We start from the raw sequence: 24311 nt of genomic DNA, 5'->3' as shown, positions 1-24311 counted from the left end.
ACCCCGGGTGCGCCGTCGACGCACCCACGGCCCCGCCGGGACGCGGGTCCGGCGGGCCCCTGCACCTATGCTGGACCGGTCGATCGCACAAGGAGCCCCATGACTGACGTCGTCCCCCTCGGCCAGCCCACCGTCGGCGAGGAGGAGCTCGCCGCGATCGCCGAGGTCTTCACGACCGGCTGGCTGTCGGGTGCCGGGCCCTCGTGCCGCGCCTTCGAGCAGGCGTTCGCCGCGACCGTCGGCACGGCGCACGCGCTGGCGACGTCGAACTGCGGCTCGGCGCTGCACCTGGGCCTCGAGGTGCTGGGCGCGGGCCCGGGCGACGAGGTGATCGTCGGCGACTACACGTTCCCCGCGACCGGCCACTCGGTGATGTGGACCGGCGCGACCCCGGTCTTCGCCGACGTCCGCCCCGACATCTGGAGCGCCGACCCGGCGGCCGTCGAGGCCGCGATCACGCCGCGCACGGTGGGCATCCTCGCCGTCGACCCCTTCGGCCAGCCCGCCGACTACGACGAGCTGCGGGCGATCGCCGACAAGCACGGGCTCTGGCTCATGGAGGACGCGGCCTGCTCGGCCGGCGCCACCTACAAGGGCCGGCCCGCCGGCAGCCTCGCGGACGTCGCGACCTTCAGCTTCCACGGCCGCAAGGGCATCACCGCGGGCGAGGGCGGTGCGCTCGTCACCGACCGCACGGACCTCGCCGACCACGCCCGCAAGCTGCACACCTACGGCATCGAGCCCGCGCTCACGCGCGAGGCCAGCACGGACCTGCCGGTGCCGTCGTTCGACGAGGCGGGTTACAACTACCGCCTGTCCGACGTCGCCGCCGCGATCATGCAGGTCCAGCTGCGCCGCCTGCCCACGCTCCTCGCGAACCGCCGTCGTGCGGCCGCCGAGTACGCCGAGCTGCTCGGCGACCTCGAGCTCGTGACGCTCCCGGTGGAGCTGGCGGACCGCGAGCACCCGTGGCAGTCCTACGTCATCACGCTCGACCCGTCGCTCGACCGCGGCGTGGTCGCCACCGAGCTGCGCGCCCGCGGCGTGCAGTGCAACTTCGGCACCTACGCCTCGCACCTGCAGCCGGTCTACGGCCTGAAGCAGCAGCTGCCGGTCTCCGCCGACCTCTTCGCGCGGCACCTCGCGGTGCCGATGCACGCCAACCTCACGTCCGAGCAGGTCCGGACCGTCGCCACGGCCGTGCGCGACGTCGTCACCGCCCCCACAAGCCGCCGCTGACGCGGCGGGATCAAGGAGTCAGTTCGTGGCAGACAAGACCGTCTTCTTCACCGGCGGCGCCGGCTTCATCGGCCTGCACGTGGTCCCCATGCTCCTCGAGAAGGGGTACAAGGTCCGGATCTTCGACAACATGTTCCGTGGCGACCGCGACGCCGTCGCGAAGCTCGCCGCGACGGGCGACGTCGAGCTCATCGACCAGGACGTCCGCTACGGCGGCGCGGTCCACCAGGCGATAAAGGGCTGCAGCCACGTCATCCACTTCGCCGCGGTGTCGATCAACAAGAGCCAGTCGGACCCGTACGAGTCCATGGACATCAACATGATCGGCAACCACAACGTCTTCGCCGCGGCGGCGGACCACGGCGTCGAGCGCCTCGTGTTCGCCTCGAGCGCGTCGGTCTACGGCGACCCGAAGAAGCTCCCCATGCACGAGGACGACGAGCTGTCGCCGCTCACGCCGTACTGCATCTCCAAGCGCGCGGGCGAGGACCTCCTCGGCTTCTACCAGCGCCGGGCCAACCTGTCGTGGATCGCGCTGCGCTTCTTCAACGTCTACGGCCCGGGCCAGAAGACGACGGCGTACTACACCTCGGTCATCAACCACTTCGTCAACCGCCTGCGTCAGGGCGAGGCGCCCGTCATCGACGGCAAGGGCGAGCAGTCGATGGACTTCATCCACGTCCACGACATCGCGCGCTCGGCCGTGCTCGCGCTCGAGGCCGAGAAGGCCAACCTGCCGGTCAACGTCGGCACGGGCATCGACACGTCGATCGCCGACCTCGCGCGCATCCTCATCGACGCCGTGGGCGCCGACGTCGAGCCGATCTTCAACCCGCGCGACGTCCTCGTGAGCCGCCGCGCCGCCGACACCACGCGCGCCAAGGAGATCCTGGGCTTCGAGCCGACGATCGCCGTGCGCGACGGCATGACCGAGCTCATCCGGAACGGCGGCTGATGCCGCCTCGCACGCCGGGGACCCTGCCGCCCAACCCGTACCACGAGCACTCCTGGATCGTCGGCGAGCCGACGATCGGGGAGGGCACGTGGATCGGTGCCTTCACGGTGATCGACGGGTCCGGCGGGCTCACCATCGGCGCCGGCTGCGACATCGCGTCCGGCGTGCACATCTACACCCACAGCAGCGCCGCCCGGTGCGTCTCCGGGCGGCGGCACCCGCAGGTCGACCGTGCCCCGGTGACGATCGGCGACCGCGTGTTCCTGGGCGGCAACGCCGTCGTGATGATGGGCGTGACCATCGGCGACGAGAGCGTCGTCGCCGCGGGCGCCGTCGTCACGCGCGACGTGCCGGCCCGGACCGTGGTCGCCGGCGTGCCGGCGCGGCCGGTGTCGCGCGTCGAGATCGCGGACGACGGCGAGGTGACGTACGTGCCGCTCCCCGCCGACGAGGCGGGGGCCGGTGCGGGCGGAGCCGGGGGCGCAGCCGACGCGAGCGGGGGAGCGCGATGAGGATCGTCGTCGTCAACAACTTCTTCCCGCCGCGCGTGGGCGGGAGCTCGCACCTGTCGGACGCGCTCGCGCGCGGCTACGCGGCCCGCGGCCACGAGGTGCTCGTCGTCACGGCGGCCTACGGCGACGCGCCGGCCGAGGAGGAGCGCGACGGCATCCGCATCGTGCGCATGCCGTCGGTGTCGCTGCCCGAGACGCGGTTCGCCGTGAGCTTCGACATCTCGTTCGCGACGCGGCCGAGCCTGCCCCAGGCCCTGGCCGCGGTGCTGGACGACTTCCGTCCGGACGTCATCCACCAGCACGGGCAGTTCTTCGACCTCACGTGGGCGACGGGCCTGTACGCGCGCAGGCGCGGCATCCCGGCGCTGCTCAGCGTCCACACCCGGCTGGAGAACCCTGCGGCGCTCTACCACGGCGTCTTCCGCACGCTCGACGCGACGATGGTCTGGCCGGTGCTGCGCCGCTACAAGCCGCGCCTCGTCGTCATGGACGTCCTCATGGACGAGTACATCAAGGACCGCTACAAGGGCGGCTACTCGGCGCTCGAGTACATCCCCGTCGGCGTCGACCCGGCGTGGACGACCGGCGGCGACGGCGCGGCAGCGCGGGCGTCGCTCGGGGTCGGCGCGGACACCCCGCTCGTGCTCTCGCTCGGTCACGTCATCCCGCTGCGGGACCGCGTGATCCTCACCGAGGCCATGCCGGCGGTGCTCGAGGAGTTCCCGGACGCCGTGCTCGCCGTCGTCGGGCGCGTCTACTACGACCGCTTCGAGCAGCGCGCGACCGAGCTCGGCATCCGCGACCGCGTGATCTCGGTCGGCGCGGTGCCCAAGGCGCGCGTGCCGGACTACCTCGCCGCGGCCGACGTCGAGTCGCACGAGCAGGGGATCGGGCTCGGCACCGCCACGCTCGAGGCCATGGCCGCGGGCGTGCCCGTCGTCGCCCCGGCGCGCGCGGACAACTTCCCGACCGTGCCCCTGCGCGACCGCGAGCACCTCTTCCTCACCCACGAGGGCGACGTCGACGCCATGGCGACGGCCCTCAAGGAGGCGCTACGCGACCGCACGCGGGCCCGCGAGATCGGGGCCCGTGCGAGTGCCGTCGTGCACGAGTCCTTCTCGCTCGAGCACGTGCTCGACCAGCACCTCGAGGTGCTCGCCGAGATGGCCGCGGAGCGCGCCGCGGCGCGCTGAGCACCAGGGCACCGCGGCGGCGCTCCGCCGGGGACGGACGCACGGAGGGGGCGACCGTGGACGACGCCTCGACCAGGCGACGGGTCACCTACGAGGACTGCGACCACGTCGCCGGGCCGTTCTTCCACGGCACGCGCAACGCGGTCCCCGCGGGCACGGTGCTCGTCCCGGGGCACGGGTCGAACTACCAGCAGGGCCGCGTGTCGAACCACATCTACTTCTCGGCGCTCGTCGAGACGGCCGCCTGGGGCGCCGAGCTGAGCACGGCCCTGGCCGGCGACGCGGGGCGCGGGCACGTCTACGTCGTCGCGCCGGACGGGCCCTTCGAGGACGACCCCAACGTCACGGACACGCGGTTCCCGGGCAACCCGACGCAGTCCTACCGCACCCGGGGCTCGCTGCGCGTCGTGCGCGAGCTGGAGGACTGGGAGGGCCACACCCCCGAGGTGCTCCAGGGCATGCTCGACAGCCTCGCCCGGCTCCGCGAGCAGGGGCTCGACGTCATCGAGGACTGACGCGGCCGGTCCGGTCCGTCGGCCACGGATCGTCGCTACGCTCGCAGCGACGCGTCCGAGCGGAGGTGGCTGATGGTGCGGGTGCCCCGCTCCGCCGGTGCGGCGCTGGTCGCGCTCGCCGTCGTCGTCGCGCCCGGGTGCACGCCCGGCACCGGCGGGGAGCAGCCGACCGCGGTGCCGAGCGCCTCCGGTGCGCCCGCCGGTCCCGCGACCCCGGCCCCGACCGTGACGGTGACGACGCCCCCCGCGCCCCCGGCCCCGGTGCTCCTCACGGACCAGGGGGTCGGCGACGTCGTGCTCGGGTCGGCCGGCGCCTACGACCGGCTCGTGACCGTCCTGGGTGAGCCGACCGAACCCGTCGCGGAGTCCTGCTCCTTCTGGTACGTCAGCTGGGGTGGGCTCACCGTCTACCTCGACGACCCGGCGGGTGCGGCGACCGGCTGGTACCTGGGCGGAGGACCGCTCGCGGACCAGGTCCAGCCGCCGTACGGGGTGTACCCGGGTGATCCGGTCCGCCTCGTGCTGGACGAGGGAGGCGTCATCGAGCCGACGTACTCGTTCGACTCGGACGAGATCGCCGAGTACCGGACCACCGTCGGCGCCTACTCCTGGTACAGCGCGACGGACGACCCGGACTCGCCCGTCTCGAGCGTCTCCGTCGAGAGCCCGGGCTGCGACTGACGTCGTCGTCGTCGTGCCGTCAGGCCTGCGCGGCGCTGACCTCCTTGACCTTCGCCACCACGCGGTGCGAGGGCAGGATCGATGCGCGCTCGGCGTCGGCGTCGACCGTGCCGTCGAGCACGTGGAGGAAGCGCTCGAGCTGGGCCGCGAGCGGCTCCTTGTTCGTCACGAGCTCGGGGATCTCGATGATCGTCTGCTGGCGGTAGCCGCGGCCGTCCTCCGTCGCCGCCTCGCCCGAGACGTGCCGGTACACCGTCACGTCCCTGCGCAGCAGGTCCACCTCGACCATGCGGTCGAGCTCGTGGATCGTCATCGTGCGGACCTTCTTCTGGCCCAGCCGGCTCGCCGACACGGTCGCGACCGCGCCGTCCGAGAAGCCCAGGAGGGCCTCGACCACGTCCTCCGCGCCCGGCACGGACGAGGGGTGGAAGTGGCCGACCGACGCCTCGACCGAGGTCACGTCGCCGTCGAGCACCTGGAGCGCGAGGTCGACGTCGTGCACGAGGAGGTCCCACGCGACGCCCGTCTTGATCCGCGGGGCGTAGGGCGAGTGCCGCGCGCCGTTGACGTGGACGGGGTTCTCGATGACGCTGCGCGCGGTGAGGACCGCGGGGTTGTAGCGCTCGAGCAGCCCGCACATCATCGGGACGCCCGCGCGCTCCGAGAGCTCGAGCAGCTCGATCGTCGCCGGCAGGTCCGCCGTCACCGGCTTCTCGACGAGGAGGGGCAGGCCGGCCTCGAGGACCGTGCGCGCGAGCGGGCCGTGGGCCTCGGTCGCGGCCGCCACGATGACGGCGTCGATGCCCTCGAAGGAGCCGAGCTCGGGCGCCCACGACGCGCCGTAGCGGTCGGCGAGCGCCTGGCCCACCTCGGGGCGCGGGTCGACGATCGTCGCGAGCTCGCAGGCCTCGTTCTGCGCGGTCACGCGGGCGTGGAACGAGCCCATCGTGCCCGCGCCGACGAGCAGGATGCGGGGGAGCGGCGCCACGGCTCAGGCCCCCAGGATGCGGCGGACGGAGTCGACGATGTGCTGCACGTCGACGCCCGACACCTTCGGGTGCACCGGCAGCGAGACGACCTCGGTGACGACCTGCGCGGCGACCGGCACGTCGCTGATCCGGACGCGCGGGTGGTCGCGGTAGCAGTCGTAGTCGAAGACGAGCTTCGGGTAGTAGATGCCGTTGCCGATGCCGGCCTCGGTGAGCTTCGCGATGAACTCGTCGCGCGAGACGGGGGCCTCGGGCGTGATCCGCACCGTGAACTGGTGCCACACGTGCGAGCGCCCCGGCAGCTCGCGCGGGACGACGAGCCCGGGCACGTCGGCGAGGCCCTCGATGAGGGCCGTGGCGTTCTGCTTGCGGGTCGCGACGGTCTGCTCGTAGCGGTCGAGCTGCGGCAGGACGAGCGCGGCCTGGAGGTCCGTGAGGCGGTAGTTGTGACCCGCCATCTCGTACTGGTAGCGGGCACGCATGCCCTGGTTGCGCAGCACGCGCAGGCGGTCGGCGACGTCGTCGTCGTCCGTCGTGATGATGCCGCCCTCGCCCGTGGTGAGGTTCTTGGTGCCGTAGAAGGAGAAGCAGCCGATGCCGAAGCTGCCGGCCGCGCGGCCCTCGAACGTCGCGCCGTGCGACTGCGCCGAGTCCTCGATGAGGGCGAGGCCGCGGCGCTGCGCGAGGTCCGCGAAGGCGTCGGCCTGCACGGTCTGCCCGTAGAGGTGGACCGGCATGAGGACCTTGGTGCGGTCCGTGATCGCGGCCTCGGCGGCCGCGGCGTCGAGGTTGAAGTCCTCGGTCGCGATGTCCGCGAACGTCGCGGTGGCACCGGCCTCGAGGATCGCGTTGAGCGTCGCGACGAACGTGAAGGGGCTCGTCACGACCTCGTCGCCCGGCTGGAGGTCCTGGACCTGGATCGCGGCGACGAGCGCGGTGGTGCCGTTGTTCACGGCCACGGCGTGCTTCACGCCGGTCAGCTCGGCGAAGCGGCGCTCGAACTCGGCGACCACGGGGCCCTGGGCGACCATCCCGGACCGCAGGACCTCGAGGACCTTCGCCTCGACCTCCGGTCCCAGGACGACGGTGGAAATCGGAATCACGCCTGACCTCGCTCTCGCTCCCAATGCTGACGGTCGACGCTATCAGTGGGGCGCAGGGGGACGCGGGTCGACGGTCCCGGCCCCGGTAGGGTGAGGCGGCTGCGCAGGCCCGGGGTGGCACGACGCCCGGACGGCGGCCCGCAGCCGACTCCCGCCCGTACAGGAGGAACCACGATGAGCGCAGGGGCGCCCGTGCGCGCACGCGAGCGGACCCGGCCGTCCGAGGTGACCGCGTGGACCGTGCTCGCGGTGACGGTCGTCGCGTTCGTGGTCTCGCTCGTCGTCGTGGCCCTCGACGGCCACAAGCTGTCGACGGTCGACGAGCACGTGCACCTCGACTACGCCTACCGCCTCCACGAGGGCGTCGTGCCGCTGCGTGGCATGCCCTACTCCGACGCGCTCGTCGAGGAGTGGGCGTGCGGCGTGGGCCACGAGGCGGGGGACATCGCGTACCCGTGCGGCGCCCCCGAGATCGGTCCGGACGTGCTGCCGTCGGGCCGGTGGTCCACCGCGTACATCCACTACCCGACGTACTTCGTCGGCGCCGAGGCCCTCCGACGCGGCCTCGACGCGACCGGGTCCGGGCTCGACGCCGTGTCGGCGTACCGCCTGTCCAGCGCGATCCTGCTCGGCCTCGGCGTGCTCGTGACCGTGGTGGGCGCGCGCGCCGCGGGCGCCCGCGGGTCGCGCCTCGTGCTCGCCTCCCTGGTCCCGGTGGCCGCGTCGTCCATCGCGTTCCTCGGCACCGTGGTCAACCCCATGTCCCTCGCGCTCCTCCAGGGGGCGCTCATCGCGTTCGCGGGCGTCCGCTGGATGCGGACGGGCCGGGGGTTCTGGTGGCTGCTCGCCGCGACGGCGTTCGCCGCCGGGACCGCGGTGACCCACTCGCTGCCCGTCGGCGCGTTCGGCCTCGCGGCCGTCGTCGCGCTCGTCGGACGACGGCGCCTGCGCGTCGACTCCCCGTGGCAGCCGCGCTCGTGGCAGGTCGCCGCCCTCGCCGCCGTCGTCGTGACCCCCGTGGTGGTGTGGGGCAAGGTCATCTCGATGCGCGCGGCCGTGCCGAACGACACCCTCTACGGCTTCGCGGCGCCGGGCGACGCGGCCTCGGTGGTCTCCGGCTTCTTCCGCGAGCTGACGAGCCTGCACGTCGCGTGGCTCGACACGGGTCAGCTCCCGGCGCAGGGCATCGTCCTCGCCCCGTTGCGGGCCGCGGCCGGCGGGCTCACCGGGTGGGTGCCCGTGCTCGTCGCCGGCGCGCTCGTGCTCGCCGCGCTCGGCGCGCTCCGCCGCGGTCCGGCCGAGCTCCTCGCGGTCCCCGGGGCGTCGGCAGGGTCGGCGGCGTCGTCGGACCGTGCTCACGTCGCCGCCGCGCCCGCCGCCGACGACCGGGCCCTGCCTGCGGCCGACGAGGCGCCCGACGAGACCGAGGTCGCTTCGCACGCCGCGCGCGGTCCGCGCCTCGTGCACCCGCTGCTGCTGCTCACGGTCGCGACGCTCCTGACGATCGTGCTCTACCCGCCCGCGCTGCGGACGGCCAACGTCCTCAACTTCGGCTTCGACTTCCCGATCGTGTCGCGCTACTCGATCGGCTTCGGCCCGCTGCTCGCAGTGCTCGTCGCGCTCCTCGTCCCCGGGCGGGCGCTGCCGCGCCTGCTCGCAGGGGTCGCCGTCGTCACGGTGCTCGGCCTGTCCTTCTCCTGGGTCTGACCGACCCTCGCCTCCCGGGAACGGAGACCCCATGACCACCATCCACCCGACCGCCGTCGTCGGCGCCGGGGTCGAGCTCGGCACCGGCAACGTCGTCGGCCCGCACGTCGTCCTCTACGGACCGCTGCGCATCGGCGACGGCAACTGGATCGGCCCCGGCGTCGTCATCGGGACCCCGCCCGAGGTGCGCGGCGTCGAGCACGGGGCCCAGTGGGAGGGCCCGCCCGCCGGGACGGGCGTCGTCATCGGCAGCAACAACGTCATCCGCGAGCAGACGATGATCCACCAGGGGTGGAAGGAGCAGACCGTCGTCGGCGACGACTGCTTCATCATGAACAAGGTCTACATCGCTCACGACACGGTCATCGGCGACGGCGTCACGCTCGCCTCGACCGTGACCATGGGCGGGCACGTCCGTCTCGGCGACCGCGCGAACCTGGGGCTCGGGACCGTCGTGCACCAGCGGCGCGTGGTCGGCCCCGGGGCCATGGTCGGCATGGGCTCCGTGGTGACCCGCGACGTGCCGCCGTTCGCCAAGGCCTTCGGCAACCCGGCCCGCGTGCAGGGCGCCAACACGGTCGGGATGAGCCGGCTCGGCGTCGACGACGCGACCGTCGCGCGCGTGCACGCGGCCTACCTCGAGGGCGCCGGCGTGGACGCCGACGTGCCGGACGCCCTGCGCGAGCACTTCGCGTGGTGGGCCGAGGCCACGCGGACCTCATGACGTACGCTGACCGGACTGTGGAGAACCCCGACGGCGATGCGCCCGCGACCCGCGCGAACCCCGCCCCGAGCACCGCACCCGCGACGGCCGAGCCCGCGCACCTCGAGGAGCCGCACACCATCGCGACGGCCCGGTCCACGAAGGACCGCGTGCTCGTCCTGGCGCGCTGGGTCCTCATCGTCGTCGTCGTGGCCGCCGCGTCGTGGCAGGTCGTGCGCCAGTGGGACGACGTCAGCGTCGCCCTCACGCGCGTGCACCCGCTCACGGCGATCCTCTCGTTCGGCCTCGTGCTCGCGGGCCTCGTCGCGGGCACGCTGAGCTGGCAGACGCTGCTCGACGACATGGGGCCCAAGGTCGGCGTCGCGCGCGGCGGCCAGGTCTGCCTCGTCGGGCAGCTCGGCAAGTACGTGCCCGGGTCGGTGTGGGCGTACCTGCTGCAGATGGAGCTCGGCCGCCAGTACGGCATCGCACGCGCCCGGGTGTTCGCGACGAGCCTCTTCGCCGCCGGCATCGGCGTGGTCGCCTCGCTCGTGCTCGGCCTGGGCGCTCTGCCCCTGCTGCTGAGCGACCAGCGCGACCTGCTCTGGCTCTTCGTCCTGCTGCCCGTCGGCCTCGTGTGCCTGCACCCCAAGGTCATGACGTGGATGGCGTCGCTCGTCTTCCGGGTGCTGCGCAAGCCGCCGCTCGACCACATGCTGCGCCGCCGGGTCGTCGCCCGGTCGTTCGCGTGGGCGCTCGCGTCCTACGTGTGCTTCGGGCTGCACCTGTGGCTGCTCGCGAACTCGATCGTCGACCCGGGCGTCGAGATGATCCTGCTCTGCGCCGGGACGATCGCGATCGGGATGACCGCAGGCCTGTTCGCCGTCGTCCTGCCGTCCGGGGTGGGCGTCCGCGAGGCGATCATCGTCGCCGCGTTCGCGACGCTCATGAGCACGGGGGAGGCGACGGCGCTCGCGCTCGGCTCGCGCATGCTCTTCACCATGGGCGACCTCGCGATCGCCGGCGCCGCGACGGCGCTCGCGGTGCTCGCCCGGCGCCGCTTCGTCGACGTCGACCCGACGGCCGCGGACGTCGCGCGCCCCGTCGCCGGCTGAGCGGCGTGCGCGTCCTGCTCGACGCGACCGCCGTCCCGGCCGACCGGGGCGGGGTCGGGCGCTACGTCGACGAGCTCGTGCCGGCGCTCGTGCGCCAGGGCGCGGACCTCGTCGTGGCGGTCCAGCCGCGCGACCTCGACGTCGTCGGGTCCTTCGCGGCGGGCGCCGAGGTGGTCGCGGCCCCCGCCGCGACCGGCCGGCGGGCGGTCCGGCTCGCGTGGGAGCAGGCGGGCCTGCCCGCGCTCGTGCGCCGGGTGCGCGCCGACGTGCTGCACAGCCCCCACTACACGCTGCCCGCGCTCGCCCCCGTGCCCGTCGTCGTGACGCTGCACGACGCGACGTTCTTCAGCCACCCCGAGGTGCACACCGGCACCAAGGGCCGCTTCTTCCGCGCCGCGACGCGCGTCGCGGTGCGGCGCGCGGCCGCGCTGGTCGTCCCCTCGGCCGCGACCCGCGACGAGGTGCGCCGCTTCACCGGGGCTCCCGCCGAGCGGTTCCACGTGGCGTACCACGGCGTGGACACCGCGGTCTTCCACCCGGTCGACGACGCCGAGCGCCGCCGGGTCGCCGCGTCGCTCGGGGTGACCGGGGGGTACGTGGGCTTCCTCGGCACGCTCGAGCCGCGCAAGAACGTCCCCGCGCTGGTCCGGGCGTGGCAGGAGGTGTGCGCGGACCGCGCCGACCCGCCCGCGCTGGTGCTGGCGGGGGGCAAGGGCTGGGACGACGACGTCGAGCCCGCCCTCGCCGCGGTGCCCGGCCACCTGCGCGCGATCCGCGCCGGCTACCTGCCGTTCGACGACCTCGCCGGCTTCCTGGCCGGCGCGCTCGTCCTCGCCTACCCGAGCCGGGGCGAGGGTTTCGGGCTGCCCGTGCTCGAGGCGATGGCGTGCGGTGCGGCGGTGCTCACGACGCGCGAGCTGTCGCTGCCCGAGGTCGGCGGGGACGCCGTCGCGTACTGCGGCACGGACGAGGCCGAGATCGCGCGCGGCCTGCGCGCGCTGCTCGACGCCCCGCAGGAGCGCGGGCGCCTGGGCGAGGCCGCCCGGCGGCGCGCCGAGGGGTTCACCTGGGACGCGTCCGCCGCGGCCCACCTCGAGGCCTACGCCGCGGCGGTCCGGGCGCCGGGGGCCTGACGCGGCCCTCCCGCGCGCGGCGTCAGCCCCGCAGCGAGGCGACGTACTCCTGGACGGCGTCCCACTGCGGCAGGAGGCCGTCGGCGCGCGCCTGGTCGAGGGTGGGCGCGGCGGCGTCCTTCTCGGAGAGCAGCGGCTCGAGCGGCGACCCGTCGCGGGCCGTCGTCGGCCACGCGATGCCGAGGGCCGGGTCGAGCGGGTGGATGCCGTGCTCGCGGCCGGGCGCGTAGCCCGTCGAGCACAGGTACATGACGGTCGAGCCGTCCTCGAGCGAGAGGAAGGCGTGGCCCAGGCCCTCGGACAGGTAGATGCCGCGGCGGTCGACGTCGTCGAGCAGCACGGCGTCCCACGTGCCGAAGGTCGGCGAACCGACGCGGATGTCGATCGCGACGTCGAGCACCGCGCCCCGCGCGCACGTGACGTACTTCGCCTGGCCGGGCGGCACGTCGGCGAAGTGGATGCCGCGCAGCACGCCCGCCGCGGAGACCGAGCAGTTCGCCTGCTGCAGGTCGAGGGGGTGCCCGACCGCCTCGGTGAAGGCCTCCGCCTTGAACCACTCGAGGAACACCCCGCGGGGGTCCTGGAACTGGCGGGGCGTGATCTCCCACGCTCCCGGGACGGCGAGCTCGCGGATCTGCACGGAGGTCCTCCTTGAGGGTGCGACGGGCCTTCGCGGGCGCGGCCAGCCTAGCGGCGGGCCGCTAGGGTGACGTGCCGGACCCGCGTCGGACGGGGGCCGGGACAGCAGGACGGACGGGACAGGGAGCAGATGTGCGCTGGATCGTGACAGGCGCCCACGGGATGCTGGGGCAGGACCTGGTGGCGCTGCTCCGAGGGCGCGGTGACGACGTCACGGGTGCCGACCGGGACACCGTCGACATCACGGACGAGAGCGCCGTCGCCGCGGCCGTGCGGGGGCACGACGTCGTGGTCAACTGCGCCGCATGGACCGACGTCGACGCGGCGGAGTCGCACGAGGGCGACGCGTTCGCGGTCAACGCCACCGGTCCCCAGCTGCTGGCGCGCGCCGCCCGGGAGGCCGGGGCGCGCATCGTCCAGATCTCGACGGACTACGTGTTCGACGGTGCGGCCGCCGAGCCGTACGCGGAGGACGCTCCGGCGGCGCCGCGCTCGGCGTACGGACGCACCAAGCTCGCGGGCGAGTGGGCCGTGCGCGCCGAGGCACCCGACCACCTCATCGTGCGCACCGCCTGGCTCTACGGCGCCGGGGGCGCGTGCTTCCCCCGGACCATCGCTCGCCTGGCGGCCGAGCGCGGAGGCCTGGACGTGATCGCCGACCAGGTCGGTCAGCCGACGTGGACCCGCGACCTCGCCGACCTCGTGGTGCGGCTGGTGGACGCGGGTGCGCCGAGCGGCCGGTACCACGGCACCGCGTCGGGCCGGACGTCGTGGCACGGCTTCGCGCAGGCGGTCGTCGGGGCCGCCGGCATGGACCCGGACGTCGTCCGGGAGACGACCAGTGACGTGTACGTGCGCCCGGCGCCGCGCCCGGCCTTCTCCGTCCTGGGGCACGCGGCGCTCCGGACGCCGGGCGTCGTCCCGATCGGCGACTGGCGCGAGCGCTGGGCGGTGGCGTTCGACGAGGTGCTCGCCGGCCGCGTCGCCGCGCCCGGGGCGTAGCGGTGACGACGCCGGCCTCCACCGGCACGCCGACCGTCGCCGGGGCGGACCCGGACGCGGTGCCGGCCACCGCGCCGACAGCGACGACCGCCGCGCCGGCCGCGCCGGCCGCGCCAGCCGTGGACCGCCGCAACAGCTTCGACGTCCTGCGGCTGCTGTTCGCGATCTGCGTCATCTACTCGCACGCCTTCGCCCTCGTGGGGCAGGAGGAGCCGACGGCGTGGGGACGCACGCTCGGCAACCTCGGTGTGCACGGCTTCTTCGCGATCAGCGGCTACCTCATCGCGGCGAGCTGGGACCGCAGCCCGTCGCTCACGCGCTTCGGCCTCTACCGCGCGCTCCGCATCGTGCCCGGCGTGGTCGTCGCGATGGTGGTGGCGTTCGCCGTCGCGCGGCCGTTCGGCCAGTACGCGGACAACCCCGTCCCCTTCATCGTCAACGGCCCCGTCTGGACGCTGACGTGGGAGGTCGTGGCGTACGGCGCGCTCGCGCTGCTCGGTCTCACCGGCGTCCTGCGCCCGGGCGCGTTCCCCGCGTTCGCCGGCGCCGCCTGGGTGGTCTACCTCGCGAACATCGGCGCACCGGACGACTTCACCGCCGCCGTGGTGCCGATGCTGCTCATGTTCCTCGGCGGCGCGCTCCTGCACGTGCGGCCCGAGGTGCTGCGTCGCGAGGTCGTCGTGCTCGCGGGGATCGGTCTGGCGCTGAGCGCGAGCCCGCAGGTGTTCGCGTTCCTCGTCGCGGGCGTCACCCGGGTCGTCCCGTTCCTCTTCGCGCCGGCCGTGCCGGCGGACCTGGTGCGCGTCGTCGTCTACCTCCTGTCGTTCCCGGTCGTGGTGGTCGCCCTGGGGCTGTGGCGCACCCGGCTCGTGCTACGGCACGACATCTCGTACGGCACCTACGTCTACGGCTGGCCGGTCGCGCAGGTCGCCGTGGCGGTGGCCCTGCGCAACGAGGTCGACCTGTCGCCCGCCGCGCTGTTCGGCCTCACGCTGGTCGGCACGCTCCCGCTCGCGTACCTCTCGTGGCGCCTCGTCGAGCGCCCGGCCCTCCGGCTGAAGACGCTCGTCGCTCGGCGGGGAGAGGCGTCGCCACCTCGCGACCTGATCATGGCCGGACGCCGCGCACGCCGTGAGCCGTGAGGTGACCGGACGGTGACCGGATCGCTGACCCGTTCGACGTACCGAGCACGACGCGAGACGCTCCGGGGCGCCGGACGTCCCGGCTGGAGTGCAGCGCGCGTGTACTAGAGTCACGCGGTGCGGTGACCCGGACTCGCTGGGTTTCCAGACTCTCGCGCCCGGGGACCCCGCGTGGCTGCGCCCGGACGTCGCCGCTCAGGGAAGGGGGACGACGCGCCATGGCGTCGACTGCGCTGGACCGGCCGGTGTACGTGACGCGGCCGGTGATCCCGCCGTGGGAGAACCTCGAGGCGGCGCTGCGGCGGGTCTTCGACTCCGGCATCCTCACGAACATGGGCCCGGCCCACGTCGAGCTCGAGGAGCGGCTCGAGGGCCGGCTCGGCGCAGGACACCTCTCCCTGTGGAACAACGGCACGACGGCGCTGCTCGGTGCGCTCAGCCAGCTGGACCTGCACGACCAGGCGATCGTGACCCCGTTCACGTTCCCCGCGACGGTCCACGCGCTGAGCCTGCTCGGCATCGAGCCGGTCTTCGCCGACGTCGACCCGCACGACCTCACGCTCTCGGCCGAGAGCGTCGCCGAGCGGCTGACGGACCGGGTCTCCGCGGTGGTGGGGACGCACGTGTACGGCAACTTCTGCGACACGGCGGCGATCGCGCGCCTGCGCGACGAGCGGCGGCCGGACCTGAGGATCGTCTACGACGGCGCGCACATCTTCGGGCGCAGCGGCCCCGTCTTCGACTCGGCCGAGGCCATCGGCGACGTGACGATGCTGAGCTTCCACGCCACCAAGCTCTTCCACACCGTCGAGGGGGGTGCGCTCGTCACGCCGGAGGCCGCCCAGCAGGCCCGCTTCCGGACGGCGCGCAACTTCGGCATCACGGGCGAGGAGTCGGTCGAGGGCGTCGGCCTCAACGGCAAGATGAGCGAGGTCCACGCCGCGGTCGGCCTCGCCGTCCTCGACGTGCTGGACGCCGAGATCGACGCTCGGGCCGCCCTCGCGCGGCAGTACGTGGAGCGGCTCGACGCGGTCGACGGACTCGAGGTCCTCTCGGGCCGAGGGCCGTCCTACCAGTACCTCACCGTCCGCGTGCGGACCGAGGAGGCGTGGACCCGGGACTCCCTGCGCTCGCACCTCCTGGACCACGGCATCGTGAGCCGCAAGTACTTCCACCCGCTGTGCAGCGAGATGGACGCCTACCGCCACCTCCGCTCGGCCGCCGACCTGCCGCACGCGACGGCGGCGGCGCGCGAGTGCCTGGTGCTCCCGCTCTACGGTGAGATGACGCCGGACCTGGTGGACACGATCTGCGACCTGGTCGACGCGAAGCGGGCGGCGGCGTGACGACGGCCGTCCGGCACCAGGAGTCGCCTCCCGCGATCAGCGTCCTGCTCGTCACCTACAACCACGCCGCGTACGTTGAGAGCGCTCTCGACTCGATCGCGGCCCAGGTGACCGGTCGTCCGATCGAGATCGTCGTCGCGGACGACAGCTCGACGGACGGGACGACCGAGATCATCGAGCGGTGGGTCGCGGACCGCCCGGAGCTGCGCGTCGTCGTCCTGCCCCCGGTGGGGAACCTCGGGATCACGAAGAACTACTGGCGGGGCCTCGCGGCGTGCCGCGGCACCTACGTCGCCGTGCTCGAGGGCGACGACCAGTGGATCGCCGCCGACAAGCTCGAGCGGCAGGCCGACGTGCTGGACCAGCACGCTGACCTCGCCATGGTCGCGTGCCGCGTCGTGCTCTACGACTCGGACGCCGAGGACGGGCACGTCGTCCCCCTCATGGGCTCGGACCGCCACCTCAGCCGCGTGACCAGCGCCGAGCTCGCGACGATGAACTGGTTCGCGACCTTCAGCGCCTGCATGTACCGCACGGCGTGCCTGCAGCGGATCTCGCCCGAGGTCTTCGAGCGCGTGAGCTTCGACTGGGCCATCGGGATGGCGGTGACCGAGTTCGGCGACGCCGGCTTCCTGCCGCAGGCGATGACCATGTACCGGACGCACTCGCGCGGCCACTGGTCGGGGAAGTCCGAGCTCGACCGGCTCGACCAGCTGCACGGGCTCATCCCGCAGTACATGGAGATCTTCGGCGAGCGGCTCGCCCTGCCGCTCCAGCAGAACCTGCGGCTCGTGGAGCGGCAGATCCTCCACCTGCAGCACCAGGACCCCGCGCCGCGCCCGGAGCCGGCCGCGCCGCTCGGGTACCCGGTGCCGCGGGTCACCGCGCGCCCGCCGCGGGTCTCCGTCGTCGTCGCGGCCTACAACCACGAGCGCTTCGTCGTCGACGCGCTCAACAGCGTGCTCGACCAGACGTTCGGCGACCTCGAGCTCATCGTGGTCGACGACGGCTCCAAGGACGGCACGTGGGCCGCGATCCAGACCGTCTCGGACCCGCGCATGCGCTCGTACCGTCTCGGCGAGAACCAGGGTGGTGCCGCGGCGCTCAACATCGGCATCCAGGAGGCCCGCGGCGAGTTCGTGGCGGTGCTCAACTCCGACGACATGTGGGCACCCGACAAGCTGCGCCGACAGCTCGCCGTCATGGACGAGCGTCCCGAGCTCGGCGCCGTGTTCACGAGCGCGCGGTTCGTCGACGAGCAGGGCCGCCCGATGCCGGCCGGCTCCGTCCTGCCGTGGCACGACGTGTTCCGCTCGCACAACCGCTCGCAGGCGCAGTGGCTGCGGTACTTCTTCGACAAGGGCAACGCCCTGTGCCACCCGAGCATCCTCGTGCGGCGGCGGTTCTACCTCGAGCACGGGCTGTACGACAACCGCCTGCGTCAGCTGCCCGACCTCGCGATGTGGGTCGAGCTCGTCAAGGCGTACCCGATCCACGTCATGAACACCGAGGACCTGGTCCTCTTCCGCATGCTGACGGAGAGCGCGAACACGAGCGCCGTCACCGAGGTCTCGGTCGCGCGCACCTTCCGCGAGCACCTCATCGTCATGGAGCGCTTCTTCGAGGGCTGCTCGGACGAGATGCTCGTCGAGGGCTTCGCCGACGTCATGGCGTCGGACGTCATCAACACGGCCGAGGACCGCCGGGTCGCCGAGATGCTGCTGTGGCTCAACGCCCCGTGCCCCATGCACCAGATCAACAAGGTCCACGGGCTGCGGATGTTCTACGAGCTGCTGGGCGACGAGCGCTGCGCACGCCTGCTGCGCGTGCGCGAGGGCATCCGCGACCTCACCTTCCACGAGCAGACCGGTGCGCTGCGTGGGTTCGAGGTCTCGGGCGAGGCGCCGTGGACGGCGCTGACGTCCCCGGTCCCGGCCGCGCCGCTCGTCGCCGAGAAGGTGCCCACCCGGGCGCTGCTGCTCATCGTCCTCGACCGGATGAGGCGGACGCCGTTCCGCAGCTGGCCCGTCCGTGTCCGTCACCACCTCGCCCGCTCGCGGTGACCGAGCAGCGCCGGACCGTCGTCCTCGACGACCACTTCCCTGTGCTGTCGTCGGGCTTCCGCGTCGCCGAGTTCACCGAGCTGCTGCGCGCCGACCTCGTGACGTCGGTCCGCACGACGGTCGGGCCGCTCGACGAGCTCGTCGCGGCCTTCGGCGAGCGGTACCCCGACCTCGCGGACCGGGTGCACGCGTACGACCCGACGGCCCTCGCGGACGTCGACCAGGCGTACCTCATCTTCCTCAACAACGCGGCGTACTACCTCGACGACCTCACCGCCGCCGGCGTGCCCTTCGTGCTGACGCTCTACCCCGGCGGCGGGCTCGACGGCACCGACGAGGCGCTCGCCAAGCTCGACCGCGTGCTCGGCTCGCCCCTCCTGCGCCACCTGTTCACGACCCAGCCGCGGGTCGCCGAGATGGTCGCCGCACGGTACCCGCACGTGCCGACGAGCGAGCTCCAGGGTCTCTTCGTCAGCCGCGCGTACTTCCGGCCGGGGCCGGGGGAGCGGACGAACTACTTCGGCGTCGACAAGGAGACGCTCGACCTCTGCTTCGTCGCGCACCGCTACTCGGTGACGGGCGCCGACAAGGGCTTCCCGGAGTTCGCGGCGCTCGTGCCCGAGCTCGCGCGCCGCGGTCTGCCGGTGCGCGGTCACGTCGTCGGTCAGTTCGACGCGTCCGACCTCCCGCCGGGGCACCAGCACCTGTTCGAGATGTACGGCGTGCTCGAGTCGGCCCGCCTCCAGGAGCTCTACGGCGGCATGGACGCGATCGTCTCGCCGAACCGCCCCGGCGTGCTCGCCGTGGGCGCGTTCGACGGGTTCCCGCTCGCGTCGTCGGTCGAGGCCGCGCTCTGCGGCGTCATGGTGGTCGCGACGGACGAGTTCCGTCAGAGCCGCTTCCTGCGTGACGGGCGCGACGCGCTCGTCGTCGTGCCGGACGCCGGCCAGATCGCCGACCGGCTCGTGCGGCTCCTGCGTGAGCCGGGAGGCATCCGGCGTGTCGCCCAGTCCGGGCTGCGCAAGGTCCGGCACGTCTACGCGCCCGCGCGCCAGCTCGACGTGCGGGCGCCCGTGCTCCGGGGGGACCTCGGGTGATCGTCGCCGCCGACGGCACGCCCGTCACCCGGTACGGCGTCGTGGGCGCCGGCGCGCAGGCGCGCGAGACCCAGGAGTGGGCGGGCGCGGCCGCCCGCTGCGTGTTCCTGGCGGTCGACCCGGCGTGGGTGGACCCGGCGGCGGGCCTCGTGGACGTGACCTCACCGGACGACGCCCACCGCGAGCTCCCGGTCGTCGCGGCGGTGGGCGCCCCCGGCCTGCGGCGTGAGCTCCTCGCGCGCTGGCCGGGCACCGCCCTCGCGACCGTGGTCGCGGACAGCGCGGTGGTGTCGCCGACCGCACGCCTGGGGGCGGGCACCGTCGTCGGCCCGACGGCCGTCCTCTCGTGCGACGTCGTCGTAGGTGCGCACGGGCTGGTCAACATCGGGGCGACCCTGAGCCACGACACTGTGCTGGGCCACCACGTGACGATCAGCCCCGGGGCGCACGTGGGGGGCGGGTGCACGATCGGGGACGGGGCCTTCGTCGGGATCGGTGCGACCCTGCGTCAGGGTGTGCGCGTCGGGGCGGGCGCGGTCGTCGGTGCGGGCGCGGTCGTCGTGCGCGACGTGCCTCCGCTCGAGGTGCACGCAGGGGTGCCCGCACGACGGCTCAGGGTGCTCGACGACTGGCTCCGCACGATCCGGTGACGGGCTCCTCGGGACCGGCCTCGCCGCCGGTCCCGCCGCCGTGTCAGCCCTCGCCGGCCGCGGCGACCCTGGCGCGCAGGAGGTGCTTGCGGCGTCCCGACCCGTTCCAGAAGACCGCGTAGTCGTTGAACGTGTCGACCCGGGCGTAGAGCAGCGTCATCTGCGTGCTGACGAGGTCGACGGCGGGCTTCACGGACGTCCAGGAGATGTCGTCCATGACCAGGAACCCGCCGGGCGCGAGCAGCGGGACGTAGTCCCGGACGTCCTGCATCACGGGTGCCGTGTCGTGGTTCCCGTCGATGTGGACGAGACCGAACGGCCCCTCGAGGACGCGCGCGGCGTCGTGCGACGTCGCGCGGACGATCCGGGCGTGCTCCGCGAGCCCGAAGCGGTGGCGCATGGCGTCGACCGTGTCGTGCACCGCGTCGAAGTCCGTCGTGCGGACGAACTGGTCGATCTGCTCGGCCAGCTCGGGGTGGTCGACCTCGTGCGCCTCGGCGCTCGAGTACGGGTCGACGCCGTGGACGACACCGCCGGTGTGCCGGTGCGCGACGGCCTGCGGGAAGAACGACCGTCCCCGGTAGACGCCGATGTCCACCGAGCGCGTGATGCGGTGCGAGACGAGGAGGTCCGCGAGCACGGTGCCCTTGGAGAGGCTGCAGCCGCCTCCGAAGTCGATCGGGATCTCGTCCAGGACCTCGGCGACCTCGTCCCGCAGGCGGCTGAGGCGCATCCGCTCAGCCGCCGAGCTCGATGAGCCCCAGCAGGTACGTCCCGTAGCCGGACTTCACGAGCTTCTCGGCGCGCTCGCGCAGCTCGTCGTCGGACAGGAAGCCCTGGCGCCACGCGACCTCCTCGGGCGAGCCGATCTTGAGGCCCTGCCGGTGCTCGACGGTCCGGACGAAGTCCGAGGCCTCGAGCAGCGAGTCGAACGTGCCCGTGTCGAGCCACGCGGTCCCGCGGGGGAGCACCTCGACCTGCAGGCGGCCCTGCTCCAGGTACACGCGGTTGACGTCGGTGATCTCGTACTCGCCGCGCGCCGAGGGCTCGAGGTCGCGGGCGATCGCGATGACGTCGTTGTCGTAGAAGTAGAGGCCCGGCACGGCGTAGCTGCTCTTGGGCTTCGTGGGCTTCTCCTCGAGCGAGAGCGCCTTGCCGGTCTCGTCGAACTCCACGACGCCGTACGCCGTCGGGTCCGCGACGCGGTAGGCGAAGACGGCGCCGCCGTCGATCTCGGAGAAGCGCTGGAGCCGCGAGCCGAGGCCGCCGCCGTAGAAGATGTTGTCGCCGAGCACGAGCGCGGCCGAGTCCGTCCCGACGAAGTCGGCGCCGAGCACGAAGGCCTGCGCGAGGCCGTTGGGGACCTCCTGGACCTGGTAGGAGATCGAGATCCCGAACTGGGACCCGTCCCCCAGGAGGCGGTGGAACTGCTCGGCGTCGTGCGGCGTCGTGATGACGAGCACGTCCCGGATGCCGGCAAGCATGAGGGTCGACAGCGGGTAGTAGATCATCGGCTTGTCGTACACCGGGACGAGCTGCTTGCTCACGCCCTGCGTGATGGGGTGCAGCCGGGTGCCGGACCCGCCGGCCAGGATGATTCCGCGCATGATCCCCATTGTTGCCCATGCGGGGGTCCCGCCAGGACCGGACGGTCAGGTCCTGGCGGGGGAGGTCACCTCACGAGGCGGGTCAGGGAACCACGACGGTCCGGCACCCGAGCAGCGTGTTCGCCCCGGCAGCGGTGTTGATGCCGAACGCGCACACGCTCCGCGAGCCGGCCGGCACGGCCACGCTGTGGCTGTAGCCGTGCTTGTCGCCGCGGTTGTAGACCGCCGCGACGTCGGGCCGCGAGCGGTCGGCCCACAGCGAGTACCCCACGCCCTCGACGTAGATGTGCACCTGGTTCGACGCGCTCGTGTCCGGGTCCAGCGTCCAGCCGGTGATCGTCAGGCGTCCCGCGGAGGTCGTCACGGCGTCGATGACGCCGATCGGCGCCGCGTCGGGGACGACGACGGTCCGGCAGCCGAGCAGCGTGTTCGCGCCGGCGGCGGTGTTGATGCCGTAGACGCACAGGTCGTGCCGGCCCGGGGCCGCGGGCACGACGTACGACCAGCCGTGCTTGTCGCCCTTGTTGTAGACCGCCGCCACGTCGGGCCGGGACTGGTTCGCGAGGAGCGAGACGCCCACGCCGTCGATGTAGATGTGCACCTCGTTCGACGCCGAGGTGTCGGGGTCCAGCGACCAGCCGCTGAGCGCGAGCTGGGTGTTCGTCGTGGTGACCGCGTCGATCACGCCGATCGGCGCCGCGTCCGGCACGACGATGGTCCGGCAGCCGAGGAGCGTGTTGTCGCCCGGGCCCGTGTTGATGCCGTGCGCGCACACGCTGTGCGGCCCGGGTCGGGCGTTCGTCGTGAAGGTGAACCCGTGCTTGTCGCCCTTGCCGTACCGGGATGCGAGGTCGGGGCGGCTCACGTCGGCGACGAGGGCCGTCCCGACGCCGTCGACGTACAGGTGGACCTGGTTCGACGCGGTCGTGTCGGGGTCGAGCGTCCAGCCGGTCACGGTGAGCGACGTGTTGGTCGCCGTGACCTGCTCGATCGCGCCGATGGGAGCGGTGCGGGCCACAGCGCCCGAGGACACCGTGCGGCACGCGAGGACGGTGTTCGCGCCGCCGCCCGTGTCGATGCCGTAGACGCACACGCTGTGGTCCCCGGGGCCGGCCGGCGTCGCGTAGCTGAAGCCGTGCTTGTCGCCCTTGTTGTAGACCGCGGCGACGTCCGGCCGGGACTGGTTCGCGAGCAGCGAGACGCCCACGCCGTCGACGTAGATGTGCACCTCGTTGGACGCGGTCGTGTCGGGGTCGAGCGTCCAGCCGGACACGGTCAGGGTGGTGCCGTTCGCGACGATCGAGTCGACGGCGCCGATGGGCGCGCTGTTGCGGACCGTGACGTTGCGGCAGCCGAGCGAGACCGTGGTGCCCTCGCCGACGTTCACCGCGGCGACGCAGACGGTCACGGTGCCGGACGCCGCGGGGATGGTGGCGGCGAAGCCGTGGTTCGGCCCGACGGCCGGGAACTGGCTGCCGATGTCGGCGCGGGGGCGGTCCGCGGCGACCGAGGCCACGTGGGCCCCGTTGACGCGGACCTCGACGGTGATGGGCGCCGCGGTCTCCGGGTCGAAGGCCCAGCCCCCGACGCTGATCGAGCTCGAGGTGGTCGACGTCGACTCCCAGGTGCCCCGCGGCGACACCGAGACCGCCGCGTTGGCGAGGTCCGCGACGCGCGCGTTGAGGTAGGGGAGCAGGTCGTAGAGGTTCTGCCCGGGGCACGACGTCAGCTGCGCGTCGCGGTGCCCGTAGATGGTCGGGAAGTTCACCACGGTGCCCTCGGGCCACTTCGACGCCCCGCCGCCCGAGACCATCTGCACGGTGGTGCCGGCCGTGATCCCGTGGATCGAGAACTTCCACGCGATGAGGCTCGCGAGCGCGTTGGTGAGGACGTCGGGGACGAGGGCCGCGCCGTACTCGCCGATGGCCGCGATGCCGATGGTGCGGCTGTTGAAGCCGCCCGTGTGGACGCCCACGACGGTGCTCGTGATGCCGCCCGCGCGGCCCTCGTAGATGGTGCCGAAGCGGTCGACGAGGAAGTTGTAGCCGAGGTCGCACCAGCCGCGGCCCCCGGCCGCCTCGGCGCGCGTGTGGTACTCGTAGAAGCCGCGGATGAGCCCGGGCACCGAGTCCTGCGAGTAGCCGTTGGCCGACGCGGTGTGGTGCACCGCGGCCGCGTCCATCGAGGTCGAGAAGTCGGGCACGCACGTCTTGAGCGACTCGTCGGCGCCCCACCCTGCCCGCGAGACGATCGCCGGCTGCCCGGGCACCGGCACGGCGGCCGCGGCGACCGCGTTCGCGTCGGCGGCGCTCTCGCCCGGGTCGATGAGGACGGCCTTGAGGCCGGTCACGGTGCCCTGCTCGGCCTCGGCCCAGAGCTGCACGCCGTCGGCGTCGATCGCGACGATCGGGTCCGTCGCGCCCCGCGTCGTCGCGTCGGCCGCCTCCTGGCGGTTCGCGTCGGGCGCGACGTCGGACGCGCCGACCGCCTCCCAGTCGGTCCAGACGTCCGCCTGGCGCACGCGGTAGCGCACGACGACGCCCTCGAGCTCGGGCGACGGGTCCCAGGTGACCCCGAGGACCGAGAAGGGGGCGGTGTCGAGCTCGGCGGTGAGGACGTCGGGCGCGGGCGCGCCGGCCGTCCCGGCGGCGTCCTGCGGCGCGCTCTGCGCGGACACGCCACCGGTGTCCTCGGCCGGCGCCGGCGCCTCGGCCGGCAGCGCACCGAGCGCCTCGGGGGCGACACCCGCGAGGTCGAGCTCGGCGACCTCGACCTCGGGCACGTCGGTGCGCGCGGGTGCGGCGGGGAAGCCCGCCCAGGCCGCGGTCGGCAGCAGGGTGCCGGCGGTCGCGACGGCGACGGCGGCGGCGATGACGGACCTGGACATGCGTGGGACCCCCGAGCGGTGTGAGGGGTCCAG

22 protein-coding genes are annotated in these 24311 nt (G+C 73.5%); 16 read left to right on the top strand and 6 right to left on the bottom strand.

Features of this window, described 5'->3' with window-relative positions:
• Positions 1 to 99 precede the first annotated feature (99 nt).
• The 6 genes from JIG38_RS09660 (at position 100) to JIG38_RS09635 (ending at position 5095) form a co-directional block, all read left to right on the top strand.
• Positions 100 to 1239 (top strand): DegT/DnrJ/EryC1/StrS family aminotransferase, encoded by a 1140-nt coding sequence (locus JIG38_RS09660; RefSeq protein ID WP_199423590.1) that lies wholly within the window; start codon positions 100 to 102, stop codon positions 1237 to 1239.
• A 25-nt stretch (positions 1240 to 1264) separates the two neighbouring features.
• A complete protein-coding gene (locus tag JIG38_RS09655) occupies positions 1265 to 2194 on the top strand; it encodes an NAD-dependent epimerase/dehydratase family protein (protein ID WP_199423589.1) in 930 nt (309 codons plus the stop codon).
• A complete protein-coding gene (locus JIG38_RS21020) occupies positions 2194 to 2706 on the top strand; it encodes an acyltransferase (RefSeq protein WP_199423588.1) in 513 nt (170 codons plus the stop codon). The genes JIG38_RS09655 and JIG38_RS21020 overlap by 1 nt, the downstream gene beginning before the upstream one ends.
• Positions 2703 to 3899, top strand: coding sequence for a glycosyltransferase family 4 protein (locus JIG38_RS09645; protein ID WP_199423587.1), 1197 nt, complete (start codon positions 2703 to 2705; stop codon positions 3897 to 3899). Before JIG38_RS21020 ends, JIG38_RS09645 begins: the two co-directional genes overlap by 4 nt.
• Before the next feature lie 56 nt (positions 3900 to 3955).
• The gene (gene arr, locus JIG38_RS09640; RefSeq protein WP_199423586.1) at positions 3956 to 4414 is read left to right on the top strand and encodes an NAD(+)--rifampin ADP-ribosyltransferase; all 459 of its coding nucleotides are present in this window, start codon (positions 3956 to 3958) and stop codon (positions 4412 to 4414) included.
• 72 nt (positions 4415 to 4486) lie between these two features.
• Positions 4487 to 5095 (top strand): hypothetical protein, encoded by a 609-nt coding sequence (locus JIG38_RS09635; protein WP_199423585.1) that lies wholly within the window; start codon positions 4487 to 4489, stop codon positions 5093 to 5095.
• A 19-nt stretch (positions 5096 to 5114) separates the two neighbouring features.
• On the opposite strand, the gene JIG38_RS09630 is transcribed toward JIG38_RS09635, so the two are convergent.
• Complete coding sequence (locus tag JIG38_RS09630; RefSeq protein ID WP_307844768.1) at positions 5115 to 6083, bottom strand: Gfo/Idh/MocA family protein; 969 nt, start codon at positions 6081 to 6083, stop codon at positions 5115 to 5117.
• A gap of 3 nt (positions 6084 to 6086) precedes the next feature.
• Entirely contained in the window at positions 6087 to 7187 is a 1101-nt protein-coding gene (locus tag JIG38_RS09625) for a DegT/DnrJ/EryC1/StrS family aminotransferase (RefSeq protein ID WP_199423584.1), read from the bottom strand.
• A 174-nt stretch (positions 7188 to 7361) separates the two neighbouring features.
• Here JIG38_RS09625 and JIG38_RS09620 point away from each other — a divergent pair, with 174 nt between their 5' ends.
• The 4 genes from JIG38_RS09620 to JIG38_RS09605 are packed head-to-tail and all read left to right on the top strand — an operon-like array spanning position 7362 to position 11845.
• Positions 7362 to 8894 carry a hypothetical protein gene (locus tag JIG38_RS09620; RefSeq protein WP_199423583.1) on the top strand — a complete coding sequence of 511 codons (1533 nt, stop codon included), beginning with the start codon at positions 7362 to 7364 and terminating at the stop codon, positions 8892 to 8894.
• Positions 8895 to 8925: 31 nt separating this feature from the next.
• Positions 8926 to 9618 carry an acyl-ACP--UDP-N-acetylglucosamine O-acyltransferase family protein gene (locus JIG38_RS20705; protein ID WP_199423582.1) on the top strand — a complete coding sequence of 231 codons (693 nt, stop codon included), beginning with the start codon at positions 8926 to 8928 and terminating at the stop codon, positions 9616 to 9618.
• A complete protein-coding gene (locus tag JIG38_RS09610) occupies positions 9615 to 10712 on the top strand; it encodes a lysylphosphatidylglycerol synthase transmembrane domain-containing protein (RefSeq protein ID WP_199423581.1) in 1098 nt (365 codons plus the stop codon). Before JIG38_RS20705 ends, JIG38_RS09610 begins: the two co-directional genes overlap by 4 nt.
• A gap of 5 nt (positions 10713 to 10717) precedes the next feature.
• Complete coding sequence (locus tag JIG38_RS09605; protein WP_199423580.1) at positions 10718 to 11845, top strand: glycosyltransferase family 4 protein; 1128 nt, start codon at positions 10718 to 10720, stop codon at positions 11843 to 11845.
• 22 nt (positions 11846 to 11867) lie between these two features.
• On the opposite strand, the gene JIG38_RS09600 is transcribed toward JIG38_RS09605, so the two are convergent.
• On the bottom strand, positions 11868 to 12485 hold the full coding sequence (locus JIG38_RS09600) for a dTDP-4-dehydrorhamnose 3,5-epimerase family protein (RefSeq protein ID WP_199423579.1): 618 nt from the start codon (positions 12483 to 12485) through the stop codon (positions 11868 to 11870).
• Positions 12486 to 12616: 131 nt separating this feature from the next.
• Between JIG38_RS09600 and rfbD the strand changes: the two genes are divergently transcribed.
• From rfbD to JIG38_RS21010, 6 genes are all read left to right on the top strand, one after another.
• Positions 12617 to 13486 (top strand): dTDP-4-dehydrorhamnose reductase, encoded by an 870-nt coding sequence (gene rfbD / locus JIG38_RS09595; RefSeq protein WP_199423578.1) that lies wholly within the window; start codon positions 12617 to 12619, stop codon positions 13484 to 13486.
• 2 nt (positions 13487 to 13488) lie between these two features.
• Positions 13489 to 14628 carry an acyltransferase family protein gene (locus tag JIG38_RS09590; protein WP_199423577.1) on the top strand — a complete coding sequence of 380 codons (1140 nt, stop codon included), beginning with the start codon at positions 13489 to 13491 and terminating at the stop codon, positions 14626 to 14628.
• Between the two features lie 218 nt (positions 14629 to 14846).
• Positions 14847 to 15974, top strand: coding sequence for a DegT/DnrJ/EryC1/StrS family aminotransferase (locus tag JIG38_RS09585; RefSeq protein WP_199423576.1), 1128 nt, complete (start codon positions 14847 to 14849; stop codon positions 15972 to 15974).
• Positions 15971 to 18037 (top strand): glycosyltransferase family 2 protein, encoded by a 2067-nt coding sequence (locus tag JIG38_RS09580; protein ID WP_199423575.1) that lies wholly within the window; start codon positions 15971 to 15973, stop codon positions 18035 to 18037. The genes JIG38_RS09585 and JIG38_RS09580 overlap by 4 nt, the downstream gene beginning before the upstream one ends.
• Positions 18034 to 19134, top strand: coding sequence for a glycosyltransferase (locus JIG38_RS21015; protein WP_199423574.1), 1101 nt, complete (start codon positions 18034 to 18036; stop codon positions 19132 to 19134). Before JIG38_RS09580 ends, JIG38_RS21015 begins: the two co-directional genes overlap by 4 nt.
• Positions 19131 to 19784 (top strand): LbetaH domain-containing protein, encoded by a 654-nt coding sequence (locus tag JIG38_RS21010; RefSeq protein WP_199423573.1) that lies wholly within the window; start codon positions 19131 to 19133, stop codon positions 19782 to 19784. Before JIG38_RS21015 ends, JIG38_RS21010 begins: the two co-directional genes overlap by 4 nt.
• A 43-nt stretch (positions 19785 to 19827) precedes the next feature.
• Here JIG38_RS21010 and JIG38_RS09565 read toward each other — a convergent pair whose 3' ends face one another.
• The 3 genes from JIG38_RS09565 to JIG38_RS09555 all read right to left on the bottom strand — a co-directional run bounded on the left by JIG38_RS09565 (position 19828) and on the right by JIG38_RS09555 (position 24278).
• Positions 19828 to 20517, bottom strand: coding sequence for a class I SAM-dependent methyltransferase (locus JIG38_RS09565; protein ID WP_199423572.1), 690 nt, complete (start codon positions 20515 to 20517; stop codon positions 19828 to 19830).
• Positions 20518 to 20521: 4 nt separating this feature from the next.
• A complete protein-coding gene (rfbA, locus tag JIG38_RS09560; RefSeq protein ID WP_199423571.1) occupies positions 20522 to 21391 on the bottom strand; it encodes a glucose-1-phosphate thymidylyltransferase RfbA in 870 nt (289 codons plus the stop codon).
• An 82-nt stretch (positions 21392 to 21473) separates the two neighbouring features.
• Entirely contained in the window at positions 21474 to 24278 is a 2805-nt protein-coding gene (locus JIG38_RS09555) for an N-acetylmuramoyl-L-alanine amidase (protein ID WP_199423570.1), read from the bottom strand.
• Positions 24279 to 24311 lie beyond the last annotated feature (33 nt).

Origin of the sequence: Actinotalea solisilvae (assembly GCF_016464425.1) — a bacterium.
GTDB classification, from domain to species: domain Bacteria; phylum Actinomycetota; class Actinomycetes; order Actinomycetales; family Cellulomonadaceae; genus Actinotalea; species Actinotalea solisilvae.
This window is presented reverse-complemented; position numbering and strand designations above follow the sequence as displayed.